Raw genomic sequence first — 21,115 nt, 5'->3', positions numbered from 1 at the left:
GTGAAATCCGAGTAGGTGAACAGGAGAGGGGGACGGCATGAGACTGCTGCTCGTCGAGGACGACGATCACGTTGCGGCAGCCCTGTCCGCGATCCTCGCCCGTCACGGCTTCCAGGTCACCCACGCCCGCAACGGCGAAGAGGCCCTGCAGGCGCTCCTGCCCGCCGGCACGCCGACCCCGAGCGGCCCCCAGCCCTACGGCGTGATCCTGCTCGACCTCGGCCTGCCCGACCAGGACGGCTACGAGGTGTGCGGCAAGATCCGCAAGCGCACCGCCACGCCCGTGATCATGGTGACGGCGCGGGCCGACGTACGCTCCCGCATCCACGGCCTGAACATGGGCGCCGACGACTACGTGGTCAAGCCCTACGACACCGGCGAACTCCTCGCCCGGATCCACGCCGTCGCCCGGCGCACCGGCGCGGCCGAGGACGCCGCCCCTGGCGCCGGTACGCCCACCACCGTCCGCCTCGGCTCCGTCAGCATCGAACTGCCCACCCGCCGGGTCAGCGTGGACGGCGCCGACGTGCCCCTCACCCGCAAGGAGTTCGACCTGTTGGCCCTCCTCGCGCAGCGGCCCGGCGTCGTCTTCCGCCGCGAGCAGATCATCAGCGAGGTGTGGCGCACCAGCTGGGAGGGGACCGGGCGCACCCTGGAGGTCCACGTCGCCTCGCTGCGCTCCAAGCTCCGCATGCCCGCGCTCATCGAGACCGTCCGAGGGGTGGGCTACCGGCTCGTCACTCCGGCCGCGCCCTAGGGACCCCTGCCGTGCGTGCCCGTCTGCTCCCCCTGCTCATCATCCTGATGGCGGGCACGCTGCTCGCCCTCGGCTTCCCGCTCGCCGTGAGCCTGGCCGCCGGGCAGCAGCAGCGGGTGGTGGTCGACCGGATCGACGACAGCGCCCGCTTCGCCGCCCTCGCGCAGTTCGTCATCGACGCCGAGGGCTCCGGATCCACCGGCGCCGCCGAGCGCCGCGAGACCCTCGGCAAGGAACTCGCCCGCTACCAGACCCTGTACGGAATCCGCGCCGGCATCTTCTTCCGCGACGACAACGCCCTCGTGCGATCCCCGAGCTGGTGGACGCTCCCGCAGTCCCGCGAGGGACGCCGGGCCCTGCTGGACGCGCTCGCCGGCCGGCGAAGCCACGATCCACCGCAGGTGTGGCCCTGGCAGACCGACGGCAAACTGCTCGTCGTCTCCCCGGTCGTCCTCGACGGCGACGTGGTCGCGGTCGTCGCCACCGAATCACCGACCGACCAGATGCGTGCCCGGATCCTGCGGGGCTGGCTGCTGATCGCGGGCGGGCTCGCCGCCGCCATGCTGGTCGCCTTCGGCGCCGCCCTCCGGCTCACCAGCTGGGTGCTCAAGCCCGTGCAGACCCTGGACGCGGCCGCCCACGGCATCGCCACCGGACGGATGAACTCGCGCGTCGCGGCCGCCGGCGGCCCCCCGGAACTCCAGCGCCTTGCCCACTCGTTCAACGAGATGGCCGACAACGTCGAAGAGGTCCTGGAGCAGCAGCGGGCGTTCGTCGCCGACGCCTCCCACCAGCTGCGCAACCCGCTCGCGGCGCTGCTGCTGCGGATCGAGCTGCTCGCCCTCGAACTGCCCGAGGGCAACGCGGAGATCGCCTCCGTGCGGACCGAGGGCAAGCGCCTGACCCAGGTCCTGGACGACCTGCTGGACCTGGCGCTGGCCGAGCACGCCTCCGCCGAGATCAGCCTCATCGACATCGGGGCCCTGACGGCCGAACGGGTCGCCGCGTGGCGCCCGTACGCCGAGGAGAAGGGGGTACGGATCACCGAGACGGGCCGGACCGCCATCACCGGCTGGGCCGACCCCATCGCCCTGTCCAGCGCCCTCGACGCCGTCATCGACAACGCCCTCAAATTCACCCCCACGGATGAGGAGGTCGAGGTGTCCGTGTCCACCGCGGGACGTTCCGTCCGCGTGGTCGTCGCCGACCGCGGCCCCGGCCTCACCGAGGACGAGCTGCTCCGCGTCGGCGACCGGTTCTGGCGCAGCGGCCGTCACCAGAACATCAAGGGGTCCGGGCTAGGCCTGTCGATCTCCCGGGCCCTGCTCGCCGCGGGCGGCGGATCCCTCTCCTACGAGAAGAACCCGCCGCACGGGCTGCGGGTGACGGTGGCCGTCCCGCGCACCGACCCCCAGGGCGCCTGAGCCCCGGCTCGCTCCGCCGGCCCCGGCTACCAGGGGAGGGTGGTGCGGGCCGCCTCCGACACCGCGTACAGCTCGTCGACGGCCCGGACCTCGAAGGCCGCCGCCCGCTCCCGCCCGGCGCGCGGGACGGCGGGCAGGTAGAGCGCGGTCCCGCAGGTGCCGCCGAGGAAGCGTCGGGTGCCGTCCGGGAGGACCCGCCACACCTCGTAGTGGCGCGGCCGCCCGTCGGGACCGGCCGCCGCCCGCCAGGACAGGCGCAGCCAGGCCCGGCCGTCCTGTCGGGCCGAGGCGTCCACGACCGGAGCCGTGGGCGGGGCCGGGCGCCGGGTGCGGGTCCCGTCGCGTACCGACAGGGCGCCGACCCGCCACACCACCGGCCTCCCCCCGGGCGCGGTGATCCGTACCGCAAGGCCGTACGCGGTCCCGCCCGCCAGTGCCGCCGGCCCGGCCCGCGTCGTACGCCAGCCCTGCCCGATGTCCCGGGTCCGGGCCGGCAACCACGTGTACGGGACCGGCTCGCCGGGGCCCGACGGCTCGCGGAGGGCCACGCCGACCTCCACCGCGACCGGCTCCGACGACCCGGTGGCGTGCACCAGTTCCAGCACCGCCCCGCGGGTCAGCGGCAGCCGCGTCGCGTGCAACCCGATGATCACCGGCGCGGTCGGGGTGCCCTCCACCAGCACGCTGGAGCCGCCGCGCCAGGCGTCCGCGAAGTCCAGGGTGACCGACGGCCGAGCCCCGGCGGTGTCCACCACCCAGCGGCGGCCGGGGAGCCGGTCCTGGAGCCCGAGGTGGTTCCAGGGGCTGTCCGAGACGACCTTGCCGCCGTCGTACCAGCGCAGCCCGTGACCGGTGTTGAAGGAGCAGGCGAAGGGGAGCTCGGTGACGGTGGACCGGTCGGCGACGACCGTGGCGGGAGCCCGCCAGCCGGAATCGGGAGCGGGAGCGGGTACGGCAGCGGGATCGGGTGCGGGCCGGGACGGATCCAGGGACTCGCCCGTCCAGAACCGGTCGTCGGCGCGGTGGAAGGCCCCGGGGGAGCGGTCGGTGAGATGGTTGCGGGTCCACTCGGGCCGGTAGAAGCCGTAGCCGACGACGTGATCGCGCTCGCGCGGGACGATCGCGTCCCAGTCCACGACGGAGTCCCAGCCACGGGACTCGGTGTCCACGGCGGCCCACAGCTCGTGGCGGGAGCGGCCGAGACGGTCGGCGAGCGCACCCGAGGCGGCCAAGGTCTGCGGCGTCCAGCGGAAGTCCACGAACATCGTGTCCGCGACCTTCCCGGCCCGATCCTCGAAGAACTCCTGGTTGAGCGCGTTGAGGGCACCCTGCCAGCCCACCCGGCCGGTGCTGTTCATCGCGTCGTACCAGGTGATGCGCAGGCCGTGGGGTTCGCCGCCCGCCCGCAGGGCGCGCAGGAACTCCCGCATCCGCGTGGCGAGCGCGCTGTCCCCGCCGTCGGTCTCGGCGTTCACGAACCAGCCGTCGAAGCCGTACGTCCGCGCCACCTGCACGAGCTTGTCGGCGATCGGGAAACGGCCGAGGGAGTCCCGCCGCACCAGGTCGCGCGTCCACCGGAGGTCACCGCCGTAGGCGACGGGGGGCAGGAACAGGTTGCCCAGTACCCGCACCCCGTGGCGGTGGGCGGCGTCGACCACGGGCGCGTTGGGCGCGAGCACGATGCCCTCGCCGGCGGACCCGCCCCAGAAGACCAGCTCGTCGATGTACGCCCAGTGCGTGAGCGCGTAGTGGTCGGCGGTCGGGGAGCCCTGGGAGGGGTTCCCGGCCGTGGGCCCGAAGGAGACCAGGGAGGCGATACGGGCCTGGCCGGCGCGGGCGGTCCGGTTCGCCGGGACCGGGGTGAAGCGCTCCGCCAGGGGGACGGTCGAGGTGTTGTGGGCCAGGTCGGGGTCGCCCTCGGGGGTCCACCGGCTGAGCGAGCGCCACACGATCCCCGGGCCGGGGGTCCCCGGGGGGAGCGAGTCCGGGAACCAGTACGAGGCGTACGGGGCCAGGTCGGCCGGGGCCGGGGCCGGGGCCGAGGTCGGCGCTGCGACGGCGGGCCCTCCCGTGGGTAAGGGCGCGGGCGCGGCGGCTGCCCGGGCACGGCCCGCCAGGCCCAGCAGCGCGGCGGCCCCGGCCCCGGTGACCAGCGCCCTGCGTCGGGTCGGGCGTATCGCGGCGGGCGGCGTACTCGGATCGACGCCGTCGTCGGTCTCGGGCATGCGGGGCTCCTCACGAAAGAAATCGGGGGATCGGGCCAGGTCGCGTCAGGTCAGGCCAGGCCAGGCGGGGTCAGGTCGGGTCAGGTCCGGGCGGGGTCAGGTCACGTCGTGCACGCGCACCACCTCGGTGATGCCGCGCGCGGCCAGATGGGCGGGGTCCCAGGCACGCTCCGCGAGGACCACGGCGGGGCGCACCCCCTGGGCCGTCAGCGAGGCCCACGCCTCGAAGAAGGCTCCGCCCGGGGCGCACGACGAGCGCCCCGCAGTGTGCGCCGCGCCATCGACGACCTCGTCCCCGTCCACGGCCCCGCCGATGTCCACGACGAGTGCGGTGGACCGCCGGGCCGGCCGGTGCGCGCGGCCTCGCCAGGCCGCGGCGATCCGGGCGATGGCGGCGCCGGCCGGTTTGGTCCGGCGGTCGTTGGTGAGCAGGCCGAGGCCGTACTCCAGCTCCGGGAAGTCCGCGAGCTCCCGGGACACGTCGTGCGAGCACCACCAGGTCACGCCCCACAGGTCCGGGCAGTCCAAGGCGTTCGCGACGGTCGCCTCGGTGAACCGCGCCGCGTGCTCGGGCGGGATCAGTGGCGCGGGGGCGCCGACCTCCTGGAGCCACACCGGACGGTGCGGGTCCAGCGCCCAGGCCTTGGAGAGCTCGATCAGGTACGCGGCATGGTGCTCGGTCGCCGTCCCGCTCCGGCCGTGGCGTTGCGCGGTGCCGTTGAACACCCAGGAGTGCACGGCCGTGACGCCGCCCAGCCGGGCCGCCTGGGTCGGGGTGAAGGGGTGCCCGTCCTGGTACCAGGCGGCGTCGTACTCGGCATGCAGGTGCAGCCGCCCGGGGGCGCCTTCCTCGCAGGCGGCGAGCATCCGCTCCAGCCAGCGGGCGGCCTGGTCCGGGGTGATCCGGTCGGGGTCGGGGTGCGGGGCGCCGGAGAACTGGTTGATCTCGTTGCCGACCGTCATGCCCAGGAAGTTCGGCCGGTCGGCGAGGGCCGCGGCCAGCGTGCGCAGGTACTCCTCCTGTCCGGCGACCACGGCCGGGTCGGTGAAGATGTTGCGCCGGTGCCAGGTCCGGGTCCAGGCGGGCAGGAAGTCGAAGCTCGACAGGTGCCCCTGCAGGCCGTCCACGTGGACGTCGAGCCCGCGCTCGGCGGCCGCGTCGCAGAGGTCCACGAGCTGCTCGACGGCGCGCGGCCGGATCAGCGTCCGGTTCGGCTGGAAGACCGGCCACAGCGGGAAGACGCGGATGTGGTCGAGCCCGAGTGCGGCGATCGAGTCGAGGTCGGCCCGCACCTCGTCGATATCGAAGTCCAGCCAGTGGTGGAACCAGCCGCGGGACGGGGTGTAGTTGGCGCCGAAGCGGAGCGCGTCATCGGGCACAGGGCGTCCTGGAGTTCTGGAGTACTCGCGTACTCGACGAATTCACCGGATGCGCCACAACCTGCCGGTGCGGATGCGGAAAGTCAACAGGGCGACCGGTCGCTCCACGCGCGTTCACTTATGCGCTTCAGCTCGGTTGACACAAGGGTTGTGGGCCGCAGACTCTGAGAGAGCTAATGCGCTTTAGTTGAGCCGGTGGTGCAGGGGTGCAGGGAAATGGACAGCGCTATTTCGGTCACGCCGATCACCGCTCCGGCCCGTTTCGCCGGGCGGCCCGAAATCGCCCGCGCTGGTGATCCGAAGGGCGGAGCCACGGGAAGGGCCGCGCCGGCCGGCTCCGCGTGACCGTGCACGGCGCGGGCCGCTTCGCGGCGCACCCGCTCGACCGGCGGCCGCTCGGCGATTCGTCGTTCCCGCTGCTGATCGTCATAAGAGCGTCCTGTCAGGGCAGGATCGCGTACGGTCCGGCCATCGCCATCCGTATTCCGCCATCCGTAGGCCGCCACGCGTGACGCACCCGAAGGACGAATGAGACAGTCCATGGCCCGTAGACCCACGATCAAGGACATCGCCCGGCAGGCCGGTGTGTCGGAGAGCGCCGTCTCCTTCGCGCTCAACGGCCGGCCGGGCGTCTCGCAGGACACCCGGGCCCGGGTCCGTCGTGTCGCCGAGGAACTCGGTTGGCAGCCCAACAGCGCGGCCCGGGCCCTGTCCGGCGAACGCTCCGGAGCCGTGGGCCTGGTCCTCGCCCGGCCCGCGCACACGCTCGGCGTCGAGTCCTTCTTCCTCCAGCTCGTCTCCGGCATCCAGGAGGTCCTCTCCGCGGCCCGGACCGCCCTGCTGTTCCAGGTCGTCGAGGACATCGACGCCGAATGCGCGATCTACCGCCGCTGGTGGGCCGAGCGCCGGGTCGACGGCGTCCTCGTCGTGGATCCGCGGACGAGCGACCCGCGACCGGCGCTCCTGGAGGCACTGGCCCTGCCGGCGGTCACCATCGGCGAGGCGCTGCCCCCGGAGGACCGGAGCGGGGGCGCCCCCGCTCCGGCCGCGGCCGCACACGCGGTACGGGATGCGGCCGCGCCCGCGGTCCTGTCCTCGGTCCTGTCCTCGGTCCGGGCCGACGACGCCGGCGCCATGGCCCAGGTCCTGGAGCACCTCCACGGGCTCGGCCACCGCCGGATCGTGCATGTCGCCGGGCTCCCCTACCTCGCCCACACCGTCCGCCGGATGGAGTCCCTGCGCACCGAGGCCGCGCGTCGTGGGCTCGGCCCGGACCAGGTGCGCTCGGTGCCCACCGACTACTCCGACACCGAGGGCGCGGCGGCCACCCGACGGGTCCTCGCCGAGCCGGAGCCGCCCACGGCGCTCGTCTACGACAACGACGTGATGGCCGTCGCCGGGAGCGCGGTCGCCGCCGAACTGGGCATCCCCGTCCCGGGCAGGCTGTCGATCGTGGCCTGGGACGACTCCGCGCTCTGCCGGGTCACCCATCCCCGACTCACCGCTCTCGTACGGGACACCGCCGGCTTCGGTCGGCTGGCCGCCGAGGAACTGCTGGCCGTCCTCGCGGGCGACCCACCCGGGGTGCGGATCAGCGAGCGGCCCAGGCTGGAGCCGCGTGAGAGCACGGCGCCGCCCCCGGCGCATACTTAACCCTGAAACCTTCCTGGAGCCGCCACCGTGATCATTCCCAGCGCCCCGTTCTCCGCACCGCGGGCAGCCGCGGCGGCCTCCGGGCCGACCGTGGCGATCGACATCGGCGGCACGAAGATCGCCGGTGCGCTGGTGCACCCCGACGGCACGATGACGGCCACCACCCGCCGCCCGACCCCGCGCGGGACGGACGCGGACGGCGTCATGGCGGCGGTCGCCGAGGTCGTCGCCGACCTCTCCGCCTCGCCGCTGTGGGCCTCGGCCGAGCGCTGCGGGATCGGCAGCGCCGGTCCGGTGGACACCTCCCGGGGCACCGTCAGCCCGGTCAACATCGGCGCCTGGCGGGATTTCCCGGTCCAGGAAAGAGTCGTGGCGGAGCTCGCGGCGCGCGGGGCCGACCTGCCGACCGTGCTGGCCGGCGACGGAGTGGCGATGACCGCCGCCGAGCATTGGCTGGGCGCGGCCCGGGGCCACGCCGACGCGCTGTGCATGGTGGTCTCCACCGGCGTGGGCGGCGGCCTGATCCTGAACAACCAGCTCCACCCCGGCCCCACCGGCAACGCGGGACACATCGGCCACATCAGCGTGGCCTTCGACGGAGAGCCGTGCGTCTGCGGGGGCCACGGGTGCGTCGAGTCGATCGCCTCGGGTACGGCGATCGCCCGCTGGGCCTTGGAGCAGGGCTGGACCCCGTCGGACACCGCGGCCGGCGGCGGAAGCGTGAACGGCGCCGGCGGCGCCGGCGGCGAGCGGGATGCGACGGCCGCCGGGGTGGCCGCCGCCGCCGTCGAGGGCGACCCGATCGCCCTGGCCGCCTTCGATCGGGCGGGCCGCGCCCTCGCCGCCGCCATCGCGGCCACCGCGACCCTGGTGGAGACGGACATCACGGTCATCGGTGGTGGAGTGGCCGCCGCCGGCGACACCCTCTTCGCCCCGATCCGCAGACACCTCGCGGCCTACGCCACGCTTTCGTTCGTCAAGGACATCCAGGTGGTGCCGGCGATGCTGGGCACCCACGCGGGACTGATCGGCGCGGCCGCGGCGGCGACCATGCTGCTGCCTTCCCCGTCGTCGCGGCCGTCCACGTCCTGAACCTCGAAGCCGTCGGGACTCCCCGGGCCCCCGGGGTCAGGGCTTGACGGACCGGTAGTACCGGCGTGCGCCCTCGTGCAGGTCCACGGGCTCGGTGTAGATCGCCGTCCGCAGGTCCACGAGCTGCGCCGCGTGCACCTCACGGCCGACGAGGTCACGGCTGAGGATCACCGTCCGCGTCAGTTGCTCGGTGAGCTGGGGGTCGGTCCCCTCCATGGTCACCAGCAGGTTCGGCACGGCCAGGGTCGACACGGCGCTGGTGTTGCGCGCCCGCGAGTAGGTGTCCTGCGGCATCACGGCCGTCCGGTAGTAGCGCGCCGGGGAGCCGCTCTCCTGGAGCTGTTCCACCAGGTCGCCGAGCTGCACCAGCCGGATGTCGAAGCGCTCCGACAGCTCCCGCACGGCGTTGGTCGGCAGCCCGCCCGACCAGAAGAACGCGTCGATCCGGCCGGCCTCCAGCTCGCTCGGCATGGTGTCGATACCTATGGACACCGACGTGAGGTCCAGTACCGGGTCGATCTTGGCCGCCCGCAGCAGCCGCTCCGAGACCAGCCGCACCCCGGACCCCGGCTGACCGATCGCCACCCGCTTGCCGCGCAGGTCACGGGCCGACTGCACCGGGGAGCCGGCCGGGACCACGAGCTGCACGTAGTCGTCGTAGAGCCGAGCGACCCCTCGTAGTCGGTCCGCGCCGGCCCTCTGGTCGAGCTGGTACTTGGCGACCGCGTCCGCCGTCGCCACCGTGAAGTCCGCCTCGCCGGTGGCCAGCCGCTTCAGGTTCTCCTGCGAACCCTCGCTGGTCTCCAGTCGCACGTCGACGCCGGGCATGTCCCGCTTGAGCGCCTGCTCCAGCAGTTCCCCGTACCGGTGGTAGACCCCGGCCCGCGCGCCCGTGCTGAAGGTCAGCTCACCCTGCAGTTCCGGGTGCCCGAAGGGCTTCAGCCACCACGTCAGCACGCCGAGCACGGCGAGTACGGCCACCAGGACCCGCAGGGCGTGGCGCCTGCTGATCCGGGGCGGTACGAGAGGCATGGGCGCGATCCTGCCACCCGTCCGCCGTCCTGTCACGGCGCGGGCCTTCCGGCGGCCCACGGGCGAGGCCTTCTCCGCGGTGCGCCTCCGGCCGGCTCGGGTGGTCCGTCCGTACGCCGGGTCCGCGCGGGAGCCTCTTCGGCGCGGACCCGACCGGCGTCCGGGTGCGCGCGGGACCTGGACCGGTCCCGCCGTGCGGGATCTCCCGCGTGCCGGGAGGCCCCGGACCTGCTGCTCGTCCTCTTCGGTCGCCTCCTTCCCCCGGGTCGGCCGAACGAGGGACCGGAGGGCCACCGGGTACCGCCTACCCTTGTTCCATGACCAGCAGCGACCGGAGCCAGGCAGTGGACGTGAAGCGAAGCTACGAGGTGCGCACCTACGGGTGCCAGATGAACGTGCACGACTCGGAGCGGCTCTCCGGTCTGCTGGAGGACGCCGGCTACGTCCGGGCGCCCGAGGGCGCCGACGGCGACGCCGACGTCGTGGTCTTCAACACCTGCGCGGTCCGCGAGAACGCCGACAACAAGCTGTACGGCAACCTCGGGCGACTGGCGCCGATGAAGACGAAGCGCCCCGGCATGCAGATCGCCGTCGGCGGCTGTCTCGCGCAGAAGGACCGCGACACGATCGTCAAGCGGGCCCCCTGGGTCGACGTGGTCTTCGGCACGCACAACATCGGCAAGCTCCCCGTGCTGCTGGAGCGCGCCCGCATCCAGGAAGAGGCGCAGGTCGAGATCGCCGAGTCGCTGGAGGCCTTCCCCTCCACGCTCCCGACCCGCCGCGAGTCCGCGTACGCCGCCTGGGTCTCGATCTCCGTCGGCTGCAACAACACCTGCACCTTCTGCATCGTCCCGGCCCTGCGCGGCAAGGAGGAGGACCGCCGACCCGGCGACATCCTCGCCGAGGTGGAGGCCCTGGTCGCCGAGGGCGTCTCGGAGATCACCCTGCTCGGCCAGAACGTGAACGCGTACGGCTCGGACCTGGGCGACCGCGAGGCCTTCAGCAAGCTGCTGCGCGCCTGCGGACAGATCGAGGGCCTGGAGCGGGTCCGCTTCACCTCCCCGCACCCGCGCGACTTCACGGACGACGTGATCGCCGCGATGGCCGAGACCCCGAACGTGATGCCGCAGCTGCACATGCCGATGCAGTCCGGATCGGACACGATCCTCAAGGCCATGCGCCGCTCGTACCGCCAGGAGCGCTTCCTCGGCATCATCGAGAAGGTCCGCGCCGCCATCCCGCACGCGGCGATCTCCACCGACATCATCGTGGGCTTCCCCGGTGAGACGGAGGAGGACTTCCAGCAGACGATGCACGCGGTGCGCGAGGCCCGCTTCGCGAACGCGTTCACCTTCCAGTACTCCAAGCGCCCCGGGACCCCGGCGGCCGACATGGAGGGGCAGATCCCCAAGGAGGTCGTCCAGGAGCGGTACATGCGCCTGGTCGCCCTGCAGGAGGAGATCTCCTGGGACGAGAACAAGAAGCAGGTCGGCCGCACGCTGGAGGTCATGGTCGCGGAGGGCGAGGGCCGCAAGGACGGCGCCACGCACCGCCTCTCCGGCCGCGCGCCCGACAACCGCCTGGTCCACTTCACGAAGCCGGAGGCGGAGGTCCGCCCGGGCGACGTGGTCACCGTGGACATCACCTACGCGGCCCCGCACCACCTGCTGGCCGAGGGCCCGACGCAGACCGTGCGCCGCACGCGCGCCGGCGACGCCTGGGAGAAGCGCAATGCCGCTCCCGCACAGCCGGCGGGCGTCCTGCTCGGCATCCCGAAGCTGGGCGTCCCGGCACCCCTGCCGGCCGTCACCTCCGGCTGCTCGGTGCCCGCCTCCTCCTGAGGCGCGGTCCGAGGGGGGCGGGGGCGTGGCCCCCGACCGGTGCGACGCGCGGCGACGTGAGGGCGCGGCGACGCCCCTCCCACCCCGTCGGTCGGTCCGGCTAGGCTGCGGATCATGCTCGTAGCCGCCGCCGTCTGTCCCGCCCCGCCGCTGCTCGTGCCGGAGGTCGCCGCGGGGGCCGCCGCCGAACTCGGCGACGCCCGCACCGCCTGCTCCGACGCGCTGGCGGTGCTCGCCGCGTCCCGACCGGATCTGCTGGTCGTCGTCGGCGCCGCCGCCCAGGGCGGTGCGTACGACCAAGGCACCCCCGGCGGCTTCGCCGGGTTCGGCGTGGACCTGACCGTCACCCTGGGCCCCGACCTGGGCGAACCGCCGAGCGGCCACGCCACCGGGGCCACCCTCCCGACGTCCCTCGCGGTGGCCGGCTGGCTGCTCGGGCAGGCCCGCTGGGCGGCCGCCCCGGTCGCCGGCGCGGCCGTCGCCGCGGACCTCGCCCCGAGCGGCTGCGGCCTCCTCGGCGCGGATCTGGGCGGTTCCGCCGAACGGGTGGCCATGCTGGTCCTCGGGGACGGCAGCGCCTGCCGCACCCTCAAGGCCCCCGGCTACCTCGACGAGCGGGCCGCCGCCTTCGACGCGGCCGCCGCCCGTGCGCTGGGCGCCGCGGACGTGGCCGCGCTGGCCGGCATGGACGCCGCTCTCGCGGCCGAACTCCAGGTCGCCGGACGGGCCCCCTGGCAGGTGCTGGCCGGCGCAGCCGAGGGCGCGGAACTGGAAGGGCGCCTGCTGTACGAGGACGCGCCGTACGGCGTGGGGTACTTCGTCGCCGCCTGGTCCTAGCGGGCCGAGCTCCTGGCGGGCCGACCGGGGACGCCTGGGGGCCGTAGGGCTCGTGGAACGCCGAAGGGGCGCGGGACCGGCCGTAGCCCGTCCCGCGCCCCTTTCGCGGACCGCGTCAGGAAGCGGTCGGCGGCGGCGTCGGCCCGCCGGGAGCGTCCTTGTGCGCGATCTTCCCCAGGGCGTCCTTCGCCTTGCCCGTTCCGCTCGTGATCTGGCCGCTGTACTTGCCCTTGGTCTTGGAGTCCACGGCCTTGGCCACCTTGTCCAGACCCTCGCCGATCCTGCCCTCGTGCTGCTGGGCCAGGTCGCCGACCTTGTCCTTCGCCGGACCGAGCTTGGCCTTCAGATTGTCCAGCAGGCCCATGGGTCACCTTCCGTTGGCGGTCACTACGTGCGGGCGCCCTCACCGGTCTCGCTGTCCGCCGCCACCGGGGCCGCCAGCTGCTTCGGAATCTCCACGACTCCCGCCTCCGGAGACTTCTCGGCAACAGGCTCGGCCTCCTCGGCCGCACCGGACTCCGCCGTCAGGTCCACCGCCGCGACCTCCTCGGTCACGACTTCGCCCTTACGACGAAAAAACCGATCAAAAACGCCCATGTCTACTCCCGTAACGTTACTCGTGTGAGTGAAGTTCCGCGTTGACCGAACCGGCCTGCGCCGGGCGTACGCAGGGCGTATGTCCGGCCGGAACCTCGCCAGGGCAACGACCCCGCCCCCACCCCGTCACGTAACTCGATCGGGTACATGCCGTGAGGTTTGCGAGACTGGGGCCGTGAGGAAAGCAGCCCCCGCTCCGCGGGTCATCGCCGTCGTCGGTCCCACCGCGGCAGGAAAGTCCGACCTGGGCGTAGCCCTGGCCCGCCGATTCGACGGCGAGGTCGTCAACGCCGACTCCATGCAGCTGTACCGGGGGATGGACATCGGCACCGCCAAGCTGACGACGGAGGAGCGCGGCGGTGTCCCGCACCACCTCCTCGACATCTGGGACGTCACCGACACCGCCAACGTCGCCGACTACCAACGGCTGGCCCGCCTGGAGATCGACAAACTGCTCGCCGAGGGCCGCACCCCCGTCCTCGTCGGCGGATCCGGCCTGTACGTCCGGGGCGCCCTCGACGTCATGGAGTTCCCCGGGACCGACCCCGAGGTCCGCGCCCGCCTGGAGGAAGAGGTCACCCTCCGCGGCTCCGGCGCCCTGCACGCCCGACTCGCCGCCGCCGACCCGGCCGCCGCCCAGGCCATCCTGCCCAGCAACGGCCGCCGCATCGTCCGCGCGCTCGAGGTGATCGAGATCACCGGCCGCCCGTTCACCGCCAACCTGCCCGGCCACGAGTCCGTCTACGACACCGTGCAGATCGGTGTCGACGTGGCCCGCCCGGAGCTCGACGAGCGGATCGCGACGCGGGTCGACCGGATGTGGGAGGACGGGCTGGTGGACGAGGTCCGCGCGCTGGAGGCCCGCGGGCTGCGCGACGGAATCACCGCCTCCAGGGCGCTCGGCTACCAGCAGGTGCTGGCCGCGCTCGGCGGCGAGTGCACGCAGGAGGAGGCCCGGGCCGAGACCGTCCGGGCGACCAAGCGGTTCGCCCGCCGTCAGGACTCCTGGTTCCGCCGCGACCCGCGCGTGCACTGGCTCAGCGGGGCGGCCGCCGACCGGGGGGAACTCACCGGACTCGCGCAGTCGTTGGTCGAACGAGCGGTCACAGCCTGATCACGTGATGGCATCGGGACGCCTCACGCGCCAGTAGCGGGGCCGGGGGCGTGCCATCATCAAACTCGAGCGGGTGCGATCACCTGCGACGAACGGCGGCGTACTGAGTCCGAGTGGGGAGGGCGCGTGGCGATGGAGGCCGGCCCTCGCGACACCGGGCAGGACGACACCCGAAGGGAAGCGGATCCGATGCTTCTGGACGGGACGGACGGAAGGGACGGGCCCACGGGGCTCGGGCTGCCCGCCGATCCGGCGCGACTGACCCCGGACGGCCCGGACACCCCGGACTCCGCCGAGGCGGAGGCCGCCGCCGGACCCGAGTTCGAGGTCGAACTGCGCCCGCAGCGCCGCCTGCGCGTGTGGCAGATCGCCCCCATCGCGATGCTCGCCGCCACCGGTTCGCTGATGTTCGCCTTCCCGCTCGCCTTCGAGTTCGGCGACGGCGGTGCCGTGGTCGCCATGCTCGGATTCCTGATCAGCTGCTGCGCCGGAGGCTGGGGAATGATGGCCGCCCGACGGGTCGGCTACACGTGGCCCGGTCTTCCGGCCCGGGGGAGCGGCCGCCGCCCCGACTGGCGCATGGCCGCGCTGTACGCCGTCGTCGCACTGGCCGTCGTAGGTCTCGCCGTGTACCGGGTCGCCCGGCTCCGCTGACCGCCCCTCGGCCGCTGGCCGCCCCTCGGCCGGTTCCGCCCCTCGGACGGTGCGGCACCTCTGAGCTGCGGCTCGGTACCATGGGCGGGTGACGCAGACCACCCTCTCCTTCCTCAAGGGCCACGGCACCGAGAACGACTTCGTGATCGTCCCGGACCCGGACAACGCCATCGAGCTGCCCGCGTCCGCCGTCGCGAAGCTGTGCGACCGGCGCGCAGGGATCGGCGCCGACGGCGTCCTGCACGTCGTCCGGTCCGCCGCGCACCCCGAGGCCGCGCACCTGGCCGACGAGGCGGAGTGGTTCATGGACTACCGCAACAGCGACGGCTCCATCGCCGAGATGTGCGGCAACGGCGTGCGCGTCTTCGCCCGCTACCTCCAGTACGCCGGACACGTCGAGCCCGGCGACCTCTCCGTCGCCACCCGCGGCGGCGTCAAGCGCGTGCACCTCGACAAGGCCGGCGACGTCACCGTCTCCATGGGCCGTGCCGAGCTGCCCGCCGGCGAGGTCACGGTCGGCGTCGACGACCGGAGCTGGCCCGCGCGGAACGTCAACATGGGCAACCCGCACGCGGTGGCCTTCGTCGAGAGCCTCGACGACGCCGGGACCCTGTTCACCGCCCCCGCCTTCAGCCCGACGTCCGCCTACCCGGCGGGGGTCAACGTCGAGTTCGTCGTCGACCGCGGCCCCCGGCACCTCGCCATGCGCGTCCACGAGCGCGGCTCCGGCGAGACCCGCTCCTGCGGCACCGGCGCCTGCGCCGTCGCCGTGGCCGCCATCCGCCGCGACGGAGCGGACCCGGCCGTCACCGGCGACGCGGTCGCCTACACCGTCGACCTCCCCGGCGGGACCCTGATCATCACCGAACACCCCGACGGGCGGATCGACATGACCGGCCCGGCCGTGATCGTGGCTTCGGGAGAGTTCGACGAGGCCTGGCTCACCGAAACGGTTTTCGGCTGAAGCTTCCCTCTAATGGGTGATCCGTTTCACGCTGAGCGAGAGGTGGACTGCGCCACGTGGTGGGGTCGGTAACATCAGGCACCGGCCCTGAGGGCTCACCCCATGCCCACCACCGCCGGTCGAAGCCGCCGGAGGTGCCCATGAGTGCAGAGGCCACGAACCCCGAAGCACACCCCGAAGCGCGCCCTGAGCTCCGCAGACGGGGGCGGACCAGGCTCGATCTGCGCCGCCTCGGGCGTGCGGCCCTGCTCGGGCCGACGTCGCGGGACCGGCTTCCGGACGCCATCGGCCACGTGGCGGAGGCGCACCGCGCCCACCATCCGGACGCCGATTTGTCCATTCTGCGCCGCGCGTATCTCCTCGCGGAGACCTCGCACCGCGGCCAGATGCGAAAAAGTGGTGAGCCGTACATCACACATCCGCTCGCCGTTACCCTCATCCTCGCCGAACTGGGCGCCGAGACCACCACCTTGACGGCCTCTCTGCTCCACGACACCGTCGAGGACACGGACGTGACCCTCGATCAGGTCCGGGCGGAGTTCGGCGACGAGGTGTGCTTCATCGTCGACGGCGTCACCAAGGTGGAGAAGATCGACTACGGCGCCGCCGCCGAACCCGAGACCTTCCGCAAGATGCTCGTCGCCACCGGCAACGACGTCCGCGTCATGTCCATCAAACTCGCCGACCGGCTGCACAACATGCGCACCCTGGGCGTGATGCGCCCCGAGAAGCAGGCCCGCATCGCCAAGGTCACCCGCGACGTGCTCATCCCGCTCGCCGAACGACTCGGCGTCCAGGCCCTCAAGACCGAGCTGGAAGACCTCGTCTTCGCGATCCTGCACCCCGAGGAGTACGAGAGCACCCGCGCGCTCATCGCCGCCCACGCCGGCGAACGCGACCCGCTCCCCGCCATCGCCGACTCCGTACGCGGTGTCCTGCGCGAGGCCGGGATCGGCGCCGAAGTACAGGTACGACCGCGGCACTTCGTCTCCGTGCACCGCATCGCTCGCACCCGCGGCGAGCTACGCGGCTCCGACTTCGGCCGCATCCTCGTCCTCGTCGGCGAGAACGCCGACTGCTACGCCGTGCTCGGCGAGCTGCACACCTGCTTCACCCCGGTCGTCTCGGAGTTCAAGGACTTCATCGCCAGCCCGAAGTTCAACCTCTACCAGTCGCTGCACACCGCCGTTGCCACGCCCGAGGGCTACGTGGCCGAGGTCATCGTGCGGACCCGGCAGATGCACCGCGTCGCCGAGGCCGGCGTGGTCGCCCTCGGCAATCCGTACGCCACCGCGACCCCCGACGCCGCCACCGACCCGGACGAGGAGCGCGTGGACCCCACGCGGCCCGGCTGGCTGTCCCGGCTCCTCGACTGGCAGCAGTCCGCACCCGATCCGGACACCTTCTGGACCGTGCTCCGGGCGGAGCTGGCCCAGGACCGGGAGATCACCGTGTTCCGGGCCGACGGCGGGACGCTGGGCCTGCCCGCCGGCGCCAGCTGTATCGACGCCGCCTACGCGCAGCACGGCGCGGAGGCCCACGGCTGTATCGGCGCCCGGGTCAACGGGCGCCTCACCTCCCTGTCCTCCCCGCTGTCCGACGGGGACACCGTCCAGCTGCTGCTCGCGCAGGACGCCTCCTCAGGACCCGCCGCCGAGTGGTTGGACCACGCCCGGACCCCGGCGGCCCGGATCGCCATCAGCAGCTGGCTCGAAGCCCACCCCGACCGGGCCATGGCCACGACCTCGGCCGCCCGGGCACCGCTGTCGGTGGTCGGCGCCCGCGGTGGCGGGGGCAACGCCGTCGCCGACCTGCCGGACGCCACCGTGCGACTCGCCGGGTGCTGCACCCCGGTGCCGCCGGACGCCGTCGCCGGCTTCCTGGTCCGCGGCGGGGCCGTCACCGTGCACCGCATCCACTGCGCGGCGGTGGCGCAGATGCGTGCCGTGGGGCGTACCTCCGTCGCCGTGCACTGGCGGGCCACGGCGGACTGCCGGGTCACCCTGCGCGCTGAATCGTTCGGCCGCCCGCATCTACTGGCCGATCTGACCGAGGCCATCGCCCGCGAGGGGGTCGAGGTGGTCTCCGCGACCGTGGAACCGCCCGTCGAGCAGCGGGTCCGGCACAGCTACACCCTGCAGCTGCCCGACGCCGCCGGGTTGCCCGCGCTGATGCGGGCGATGCGCGACGTGCCGGGCGTGTACGACGTCAGCCGGGTGTAGCCACCGGCCGGTCGGTCGTCGGTGCCCGTCGGGTGCCCGTCGGGTCCGGACGTAGGCCGGGACGGCTCCGGACGGCCCCGTTCGGGTGGACCCGTCGCGCGTCGTTCGCAGCCGTGTGGCGGGCGCTGGTAAGCGGTGGTGGATGCAGCTCTCCTCCCCGCGCCTGCGCGCCGCCCTGCTCGCCGCGGCCTCCCTCACCCTCGTCGCCGCCGTCCTGCCCCCGCCGACGCCCCTGGGCATCGGCGACCGGCTCTTCCCGGAGCTCGGGAACCCCGGGTACGACGTGCTCTCGTACGACCTGTCCTTCGCCTACAAGGACAACCTGACCCCGCTCGACGCCGTCACCGTCATCGACGCCCGCGCCCTGGAGCGGCTGGAGCGCATCAACCTGGACTTCACCCACGGCAAGGTGGCGTCCGCCGAGGTCAACGGGGAGCCGGCGCGGTTCGAGAGCGCGGGGGAGGACCTCGTGCTCACTCCCGCGCGCCCGGTGGCGGAGCGCATGCCGCTGCGCATCACCATCCGGCACACCAGCGACCCGCGCGGCCGCGGGGACGGCGGCTGGGTGCCCACGGAGGACGGCCTGGCCATGGCCAACCAGGCGGACGCCGCCCACCGGGTCTTCCCCTGCAACGACCACCCCGCCGACAAGGCGCTCTTCACCTTCCGGATCACCGCACCGGCCGGGCTCACGGCCGTCGCCAACGGGGAATCGGTCGCCCCCGCCGTACGGCTCGGACCCACGACGACCTGGACGTACCGGACCCGGCACCCGATGGCCACCGAGCTGGCCCAGGTCTCCGTGGGCCGTTCCGCGGTCGTGCACGGCACCGGCCCGCACGGGCTGCCGCTGCGCGACGTGGTGCCCGCCCAGGACCGGGAGCGCCTGGACCCCTGGCTGAAGAAGACCGCGGGCCACATCGAGTGGATGGAGGAGCGGGTCGGCCGCTACCCCTTCGAGAACTACGGGGTGCTGATCGCGCGGGCCACGACCGGCTTCGAGCTGGAGACGCAGACGCTCTCGCTCTTCGAGAGCAACCTGTTCGCGGGTGAGGGCTACCCCGACTGGTACGTCGAGTCCGTGATGGTCCACGAACTCGCCCACCAGTGGTTCGGCGACAGCGTCACCCCGCGGACCTGGTCCGACCTGTGGCTCAACGAGGGACACGCCACCTGGTACGAGGCCCTCTACGCGGACGGGCTCGGCAAGTACTCCCTGGAGCGGCGCATGCGCGAGGCGTACCAGCGCTCCGACCAGTGGCGGGCGGCGGGCGGCCCGCCGGCCGCCCCGAAGGCCGCCGCGGCCGGAGAGAAGATCGGGCTGTTCCGGCCGGTGGTCTACGACGGGTCCGCGCTGATCCTCTACGCCCTGCGGCAGGAGATCGGCGCCGAGGCCTTCGACCGGATCGAGCGGCGCTGGGTCGCGGAGAACCGGGACGGGATCGCGGGGACGGCCGACTTCGTCCGCCTGGCCTCGCAGGAGGCGGGCCGCGACCTGGCGGCCTTCCTGGAGCCCTGGCTGTACGGGACCACGACCCCGCCGATGCCGGGGCACCCGGAGTGGAGCGGCAAGGCGGCCGCGGCGCCGGGCAAGGCGTCCTGAGCGCCGCCCGCGACGGCCGCGGACTCGGCCCCGCCGCGGCCTCCGGTGGGGCCGCGGCGGGTCGGAGCGCCCAATAAAGGGTGTGACCGGTGAGGAACGGGCATGTCACCATCGACGGGGCCGCGCGGGGAATCCCCCGGCGGTGTGACACGTTGGACGTGACAGTTAACGTGACACTGCTATTCGAATCGACGTAAGGATCCAATGACCTCCTCTTCTTCCCCTTCCCAGGACGCGCGGGACGCACAGGACGCACAGGATGCGCGGGACCCGCAGAGCTTCACCGAGAGCCTTCGGGCCGATGCCCTGATGGAAGAGGACGTCGCCTGGAGCCACGAGATCGACGGAGAGCGGGACGGCGACCAGTTCGACCGCTCCGAGCGCGCGGCCCTGCGCCGCGTCGCCGGTCTCTCCACCGAGCTCGAGGACGTCACCGAGGTCGAGTACCGCCAGCTCCGCCTGGAGCGCGTGGTTCTCGTCGGTGTCTGGACCTCCGGAACGGTGCAGGACGCGGAGAACTCCCTCGCGGAGCTCGCCGCCCTCGCCGAGACCGCGGGCGCCCTCGTCCTCGACGGCGTGATGCAGCGCCGCGACAAGCCCGACCCGGCCACCTTCATCGGTTCCGGCAAGGCCCGCGAGCTGCGCGACATCGTCATGGAGAGCGGGGCGGACACCGTCGTCTGCGACGGCGAGCTCAGCCCCGGCCAGCTCATCGCTCTCGAAGACGTCGTCAAGGTGAAGGTGGTCGACCGGACCGCCTTGATCCTCGACATCTTCGCCCAGCACGCCAAGTCCCGAGAGGGCAAGGCGCAGGTCGCGCTCGCGCAGATGCAGTACATGCTGCCGCGACTGCGTGGCTGGGGTGCCTCGCTGTCCCGTCAGATGGGTGGCGGCGGCGGTGGCGGCATGGCCACCCGAGGCCCCGGTGAGACCAAGATCGAGACCGACCGGCGCCGGATCCGCGAGAAGATGGCGAAGATGCGCCGGGAGATCGCGGAGATGAAGACCGGCCGTGACATCAAGCGGCAGGAACGGCGTCGCAACAAGGTGCCCTCGGTCGCCATCGCCGGTTACACCAACGCGGGCAAGTCCTCGCTGCTCAACCGCCTCACGGGCGCGGGCGTACTGGTGGAGAACGCGCTGTTCGCCACCCTCGACCCGACCGTGCGCCGGGCCGAGACGCCGAGCGGCCGGGTCTACACCCTGGCCGACACCGTCGGCTTCGTCCGGCACCTGCCCCACCACCTGGTCGAGGCCTTCCGCTCCACGATGGAGGAGGTCGGGGACTCCGACCTGATCCTGCACATCGTGGACGGTTCGCACCCGGCACCGGAGGAGCAGCTGGCGGCCGTGCGCGAGGTGATCCGCGAGGTCGGCGCGGTGAACGTGCCCGAGATCGTCGTGATCAACAAGGCGGACGCCGCGGATCCGCTCGTCCTGCAGCGGCTGCTGCGGATCGAGCGGCACTCCATCGCCGTCTCGGCGCGGACGGGCCTGGGCATCGAGGAACTCCTCGCGCTCATCGACTCCGAGCTGCCGCGCCCCGAGGTCGAGGTGGAGGCCATGGTGCCGTACACGCGCGGCTCGCTGGTCGCCAAGGCGCACGCCGAGGGCGAGGTGATCTCCGAGGAGCACACCGCGGACGGCACCCTGCTCAAGGCGCGGGTCCACCAGGAACTGGCGGCGGACCTTGCGCCGTACGCGCTCGCGAAGCACTGAG

General features: G+C 73.2%; 17 protein-coding genes. 12 read left to right on the top strand and 5 right to left on the bottom strand.

Features of this window, described 5'->3' with window-relative positions; genetic code table 11:
- The first annotated feature begins 37 nt into the window (after positions 1-37).
- Complete coding sequence (locus BCL76_RS04770; RefSeq protein WP_109778216.1) at positions 38-757, top strand: response regulator transcription factor; 720 nt, start codon at positions 38-40, stop codon at positions 755-757.
- A gap of 11 nt (positions 758-768) precedes the next feature.
- On the top strand, positions 769-2,181 hold the full coding sequence (locus tag BCL76_RS04765; protein ID WP_109778215.1) for a sensor histidine kinase: 1,413 nt from the start codon (positions 769-771) through the stop codon (positions 2,179-2,181).
- Between the two features lie 26 nt (positions 2,182-2,207).
- On the opposite strand, the gene BCL76_RS04760 is transcribed toward BCL76_RS04765, so the two are convergent.
- Together BCL76_RS04760 and BCL76_RS04755 are read right to left on the bottom strand one after the other, a co-directional pair.
- Positions 2,208-4,406 (bottom strand): endo-beta-N-acetylglucosaminidase, encoded by a 2,199-nt coding sequence (locus BCL76_RS04760; RefSeq protein WP_109778214.1) that lies wholly within the window; start codon positions 4,404-4,406, stop codon positions 2,208-2,210.
- A gap of 96 nt (positions 4,407-4,502) precedes the next feature.
- Positions 4,503-5,786 carry a glycoside hydrolase 5 family protein gene (locus BCL76_RS04755; protein ID WP_109778213.1) on the bottom strand — a complete coding sequence of 428 codons (1,284 nt, stop codon included), beginning with the start codon at positions 5,784-5,786 and terminating at the stop codon, positions 4,503-4,505.
- Positions 5,787-6,326: 540 nt separating this feature from the next.
- Here BCL76_RS04755 and BCL76_RS04750 point away from each other — a divergent pair.
- Together BCL76_RS04750 and BCL76_RS04745 are read left to right on the top strand one after the other, a co-directional pair.
- A complete protein-coding gene (locus BCL76_RS04750; protein WP_181382426.1) occupies positions 6,327-7,439 on the top strand; it encodes a LacI family DNA-binding transcriptional regulator in 1,113 nt (370 codons plus the stop codon).
- 33 nt (positions 7,440-7,472) lie between these two features.
- On the top strand, positions 7,473-8,531 hold the full coding sequence (locus BCL76_RS04745) for an ROK family protein (RefSeq protein ID WP_258309326.1): 1,059 nt from the start codon (positions 7,473-7,475) through the stop codon (positions 8,529-8,531).
- Positions 8,532-8,567: 36 nt separating this feature from the next.
- Here the strand turns inward: BCL76_RS04745 and BCL76_RS04740 are convergent, their stop codons facing one another.
- Positions 8,568-9,563: a TAXI family TRAP transporter solute-binding subunit gene (locus BCL76_RS04740; RefSeq protein ID WP_109778211.1), complete on the bottom strand. Its 996-nt coding sequence runs from the start codon at positions 9,561-9,563 to the stop codon at positions 8,568-8,570.
- A gap of 317 nt (positions 9,564-9,880) precedes the next feature.
- Between BCL76_RS04740 and miaB the strand changes: the two genes are divergently transcribed.
- Together miaB and BCL76_RS04730 are read left to right on the top strand one after the other, a co-directional pair.
- Positions 9,881-11,404, top strand: coding sequence for a tRNA (N6-isopentenyl adenosine(37)-C2)-methylthiotransferase MiaB (gene miaB, locus BCL76_RS04735; RefSeq protein ID WP_109778210.1), 1,524 nt, complete (start codon positions 9,881-9,883; stop codon positions 11,402-11,404).
- Positions 11,405-11,518: 114 nt separating this feature from the next.
- Complete coding sequence (locus tag BCL76_RS04730; protein ID WP_109778209.1) at positions 11,519-12,241, top strand: class III extradiol dioxygenase subunit B-like domain-containing protein; 723 nt, start codon at positions 11,519-11,521, stop codon at positions 12,239-12,241.
- A gap of 115 nt (positions 12,242-12,356) precedes the next feature.
- On the opposite strand, the gene BCL76_RS04725 is transcribed toward BCL76_RS04730, so the two are convergent.
- Complete coding sequence (locus BCL76_RS04725; protein WP_109778208.1) at positions 12,357-12,605, bottom strand: antitoxin; 249 nt, start codon at positions 12,603-12,605, stop codon at positions 12,357-12,359.
- A gap of 23 nt (positions 12,606-12,628) precedes the next feature.
- Positions 12,629-12,796 carry a gliding motility protein gene (locus BCL76_RS04720; RefSeq protein WP_258309301.1) on the bottom strand — a complete coding sequence of 56 codons (168 nt, stop codon included), beginning with the start codon at positions 12,794-12,796 and terminating at the stop codon, positions 12,629-12,631.
- A gap of 217 nt (positions 12,797-13,013) precedes the next feature.
- Between BCL76_RS04720 and miaA the strand changes: the two genes are divergently transcribed.
- The 6 genes from miaA (at position 13,014) to hflX (ending at position 21,114) form a co-directional block, all read left to right on the top strand.
- The gene (gene miaA / locus BCL76_RS04715; protein ID WP_109778206.1) at positions 13,014-13,952 is read left to right on the top strand and encodes a tRNA (adenosine(37)-N6)-dimethylallyltransferase MiaA; all 939 of its coding nucleotides are present in this window, start codon (positions 13,014-13,016) and stop codon (positions 13,950-13,952) included.
- Positions 13,953-14,084: 132 nt separating this feature from the next.
- Positions 14,085-14,606 (top strand): hypothetical protein, encoded by a 522-nt coding sequence (locus BCL76_RS04710; protein WP_109778205.1) that lies wholly within the window; start codon positions 14,085-14,087, stop codon positions 14,604-14,606.
- Positions 14,607-14,694: 88 nt separating this feature from the next.
- Positions 14,695-15,570 (top strand): diaminopimelate epimerase, encoded by an 876-nt coding sequence (gene dapF / locus BCL76_RS04705; RefSeq protein WP_109778204.1) that lies wholly within the window; start codon positions 14,695-14,697, stop codon positions 15,568-15,570.
- 140 nt (positions 15,571-15,710) lie between these two features.
- Positions 15,711-17,792 carry a RelA/SpoT family protein gene (locus tag BCL76_RS04700; protein WP_109778203.1) on the top strand — a complete coding sequence of 694 codons (2,082 nt, stop codon included), beginning with the start codon at positions 15,711-15,713 and terminating at the stop codon, positions 17,790-17,792.
- Positions 17,793-17,934: 142 nt separating this feature from the next.
- Positions 17,935-19,395 carry a M1 family metallopeptidase gene (locus tag BCL76_RS04695; RefSeq protein WP_109778202.1) on the top strand — a complete coding sequence of 487 codons (1,461 nt, stop codon included), beginning with the start codon at positions 17,935-17,937 and terminating at the stop codon, positions 19,393-19,395.
- 204 nt (positions 19,396-19,599) lie between these two features.
- Positions 19,600-21,114 (top strand): GTPase HflX, encoded by a 1,515-nt coding sequence (gene hflX / locus BCL76_RS04690; RefSeq protein ID WP_109778201.1) that lies wholly within the window; start codon positions 19,600-19,602, stop codon positions 21,112-21,114.
- Position 21,115 lies beyond the last annotated feature (1 nt).

The organism is Streptomyces sp. CG 926, from assembly GCF_003148825.1.
Classification (GTDB): Bacteria; Actinomycetota; Actinomycetes; order Streptomycetales; family Streptomycetaceae; genus Streptomyces.
This window is presented reverse-complemented; position numbering and strand designations above follow the sequence as displayed.

Bases quoted from the DNA above. Each gene is read 5' to 3' on its own strand.
- BCL76_RS04770 (WP_109778216.1), top strand. From the start codon at position 38: ATGAGACTGCTGCTCGTCGAGGACGACGATCACGTTGCGGCAGCCCTG.
- BCL76_RS04760 (WP_109778214.1), bottom strand. From the start codon at position 4,406: ATGCCCGAGACCGACGACGGCGTCGATCCGAGTACGCCGCCCGCCGCG.
- BCL76_RS04750 (WP_181382426.1), top strand. From the start codon at position 6,327: ATGGCCCGTAGACCCACGATCAAGGACATCGCCCGGCAGGCCGGTGTG.
- BCL76_RS04740 (WP_109778211.1), bottom strand. From the start codon at position 9,563: ATGCCTCTCGTACCGCCCCGGATCAGCAGGCGCCACGCCCTGCGGGTC.
- miaB (WP_109778210.1), top strand. From the start codon at position 9,881: ATGACCAGCAGCGACCGGAGCCAGGCAGTGGACGTGAAGCGAAGCTAC.
- BCL76_RS04730 (WP_109778209.1), top strand. From the start codon at position 11,519: ATGCTCGTAGCCGCCGCCGTCTGTCCCGCCCCGCCGCTGCTCGTGCCG.
- BCL76_RS04725 (WP_109778208.1), bottom strand. From the start codon at position 12,605: ATGGGCCTGCTGGACAATCTGAAGGCCAAGCTCGGTCCGGCGAAGGAC.
- BCL76_RS04710 (WP_109778205.1), top strand. From the start codon at position 14,085: ATGGAGGCCGGCCCTCGCGACACCGGGCAGGACGACACCCGAAGGGAA.
- BCL76_RS04700 (WP_109778203.1), top strand. From the start codon at position 15,711: ATGAGTGCAGAGGCCACGAACCCCGAAGCACACCCCGAAGCGCGCCCT.
- BCL76_RS04695 (WP_109778202.1), top strand. From the start codon at position 17,935: ATGCAGCTCTCCTCCCCGCGCCTGCGCGCCGCCCTGCTCGCCGCGGCC.
- hflX (WP_109778201.1), top strand. From the start codon at position 19,600: ATGACCTCCTCTTCTTCCCCTTCCCAGGACGCGCGGGACGCACAGGAC.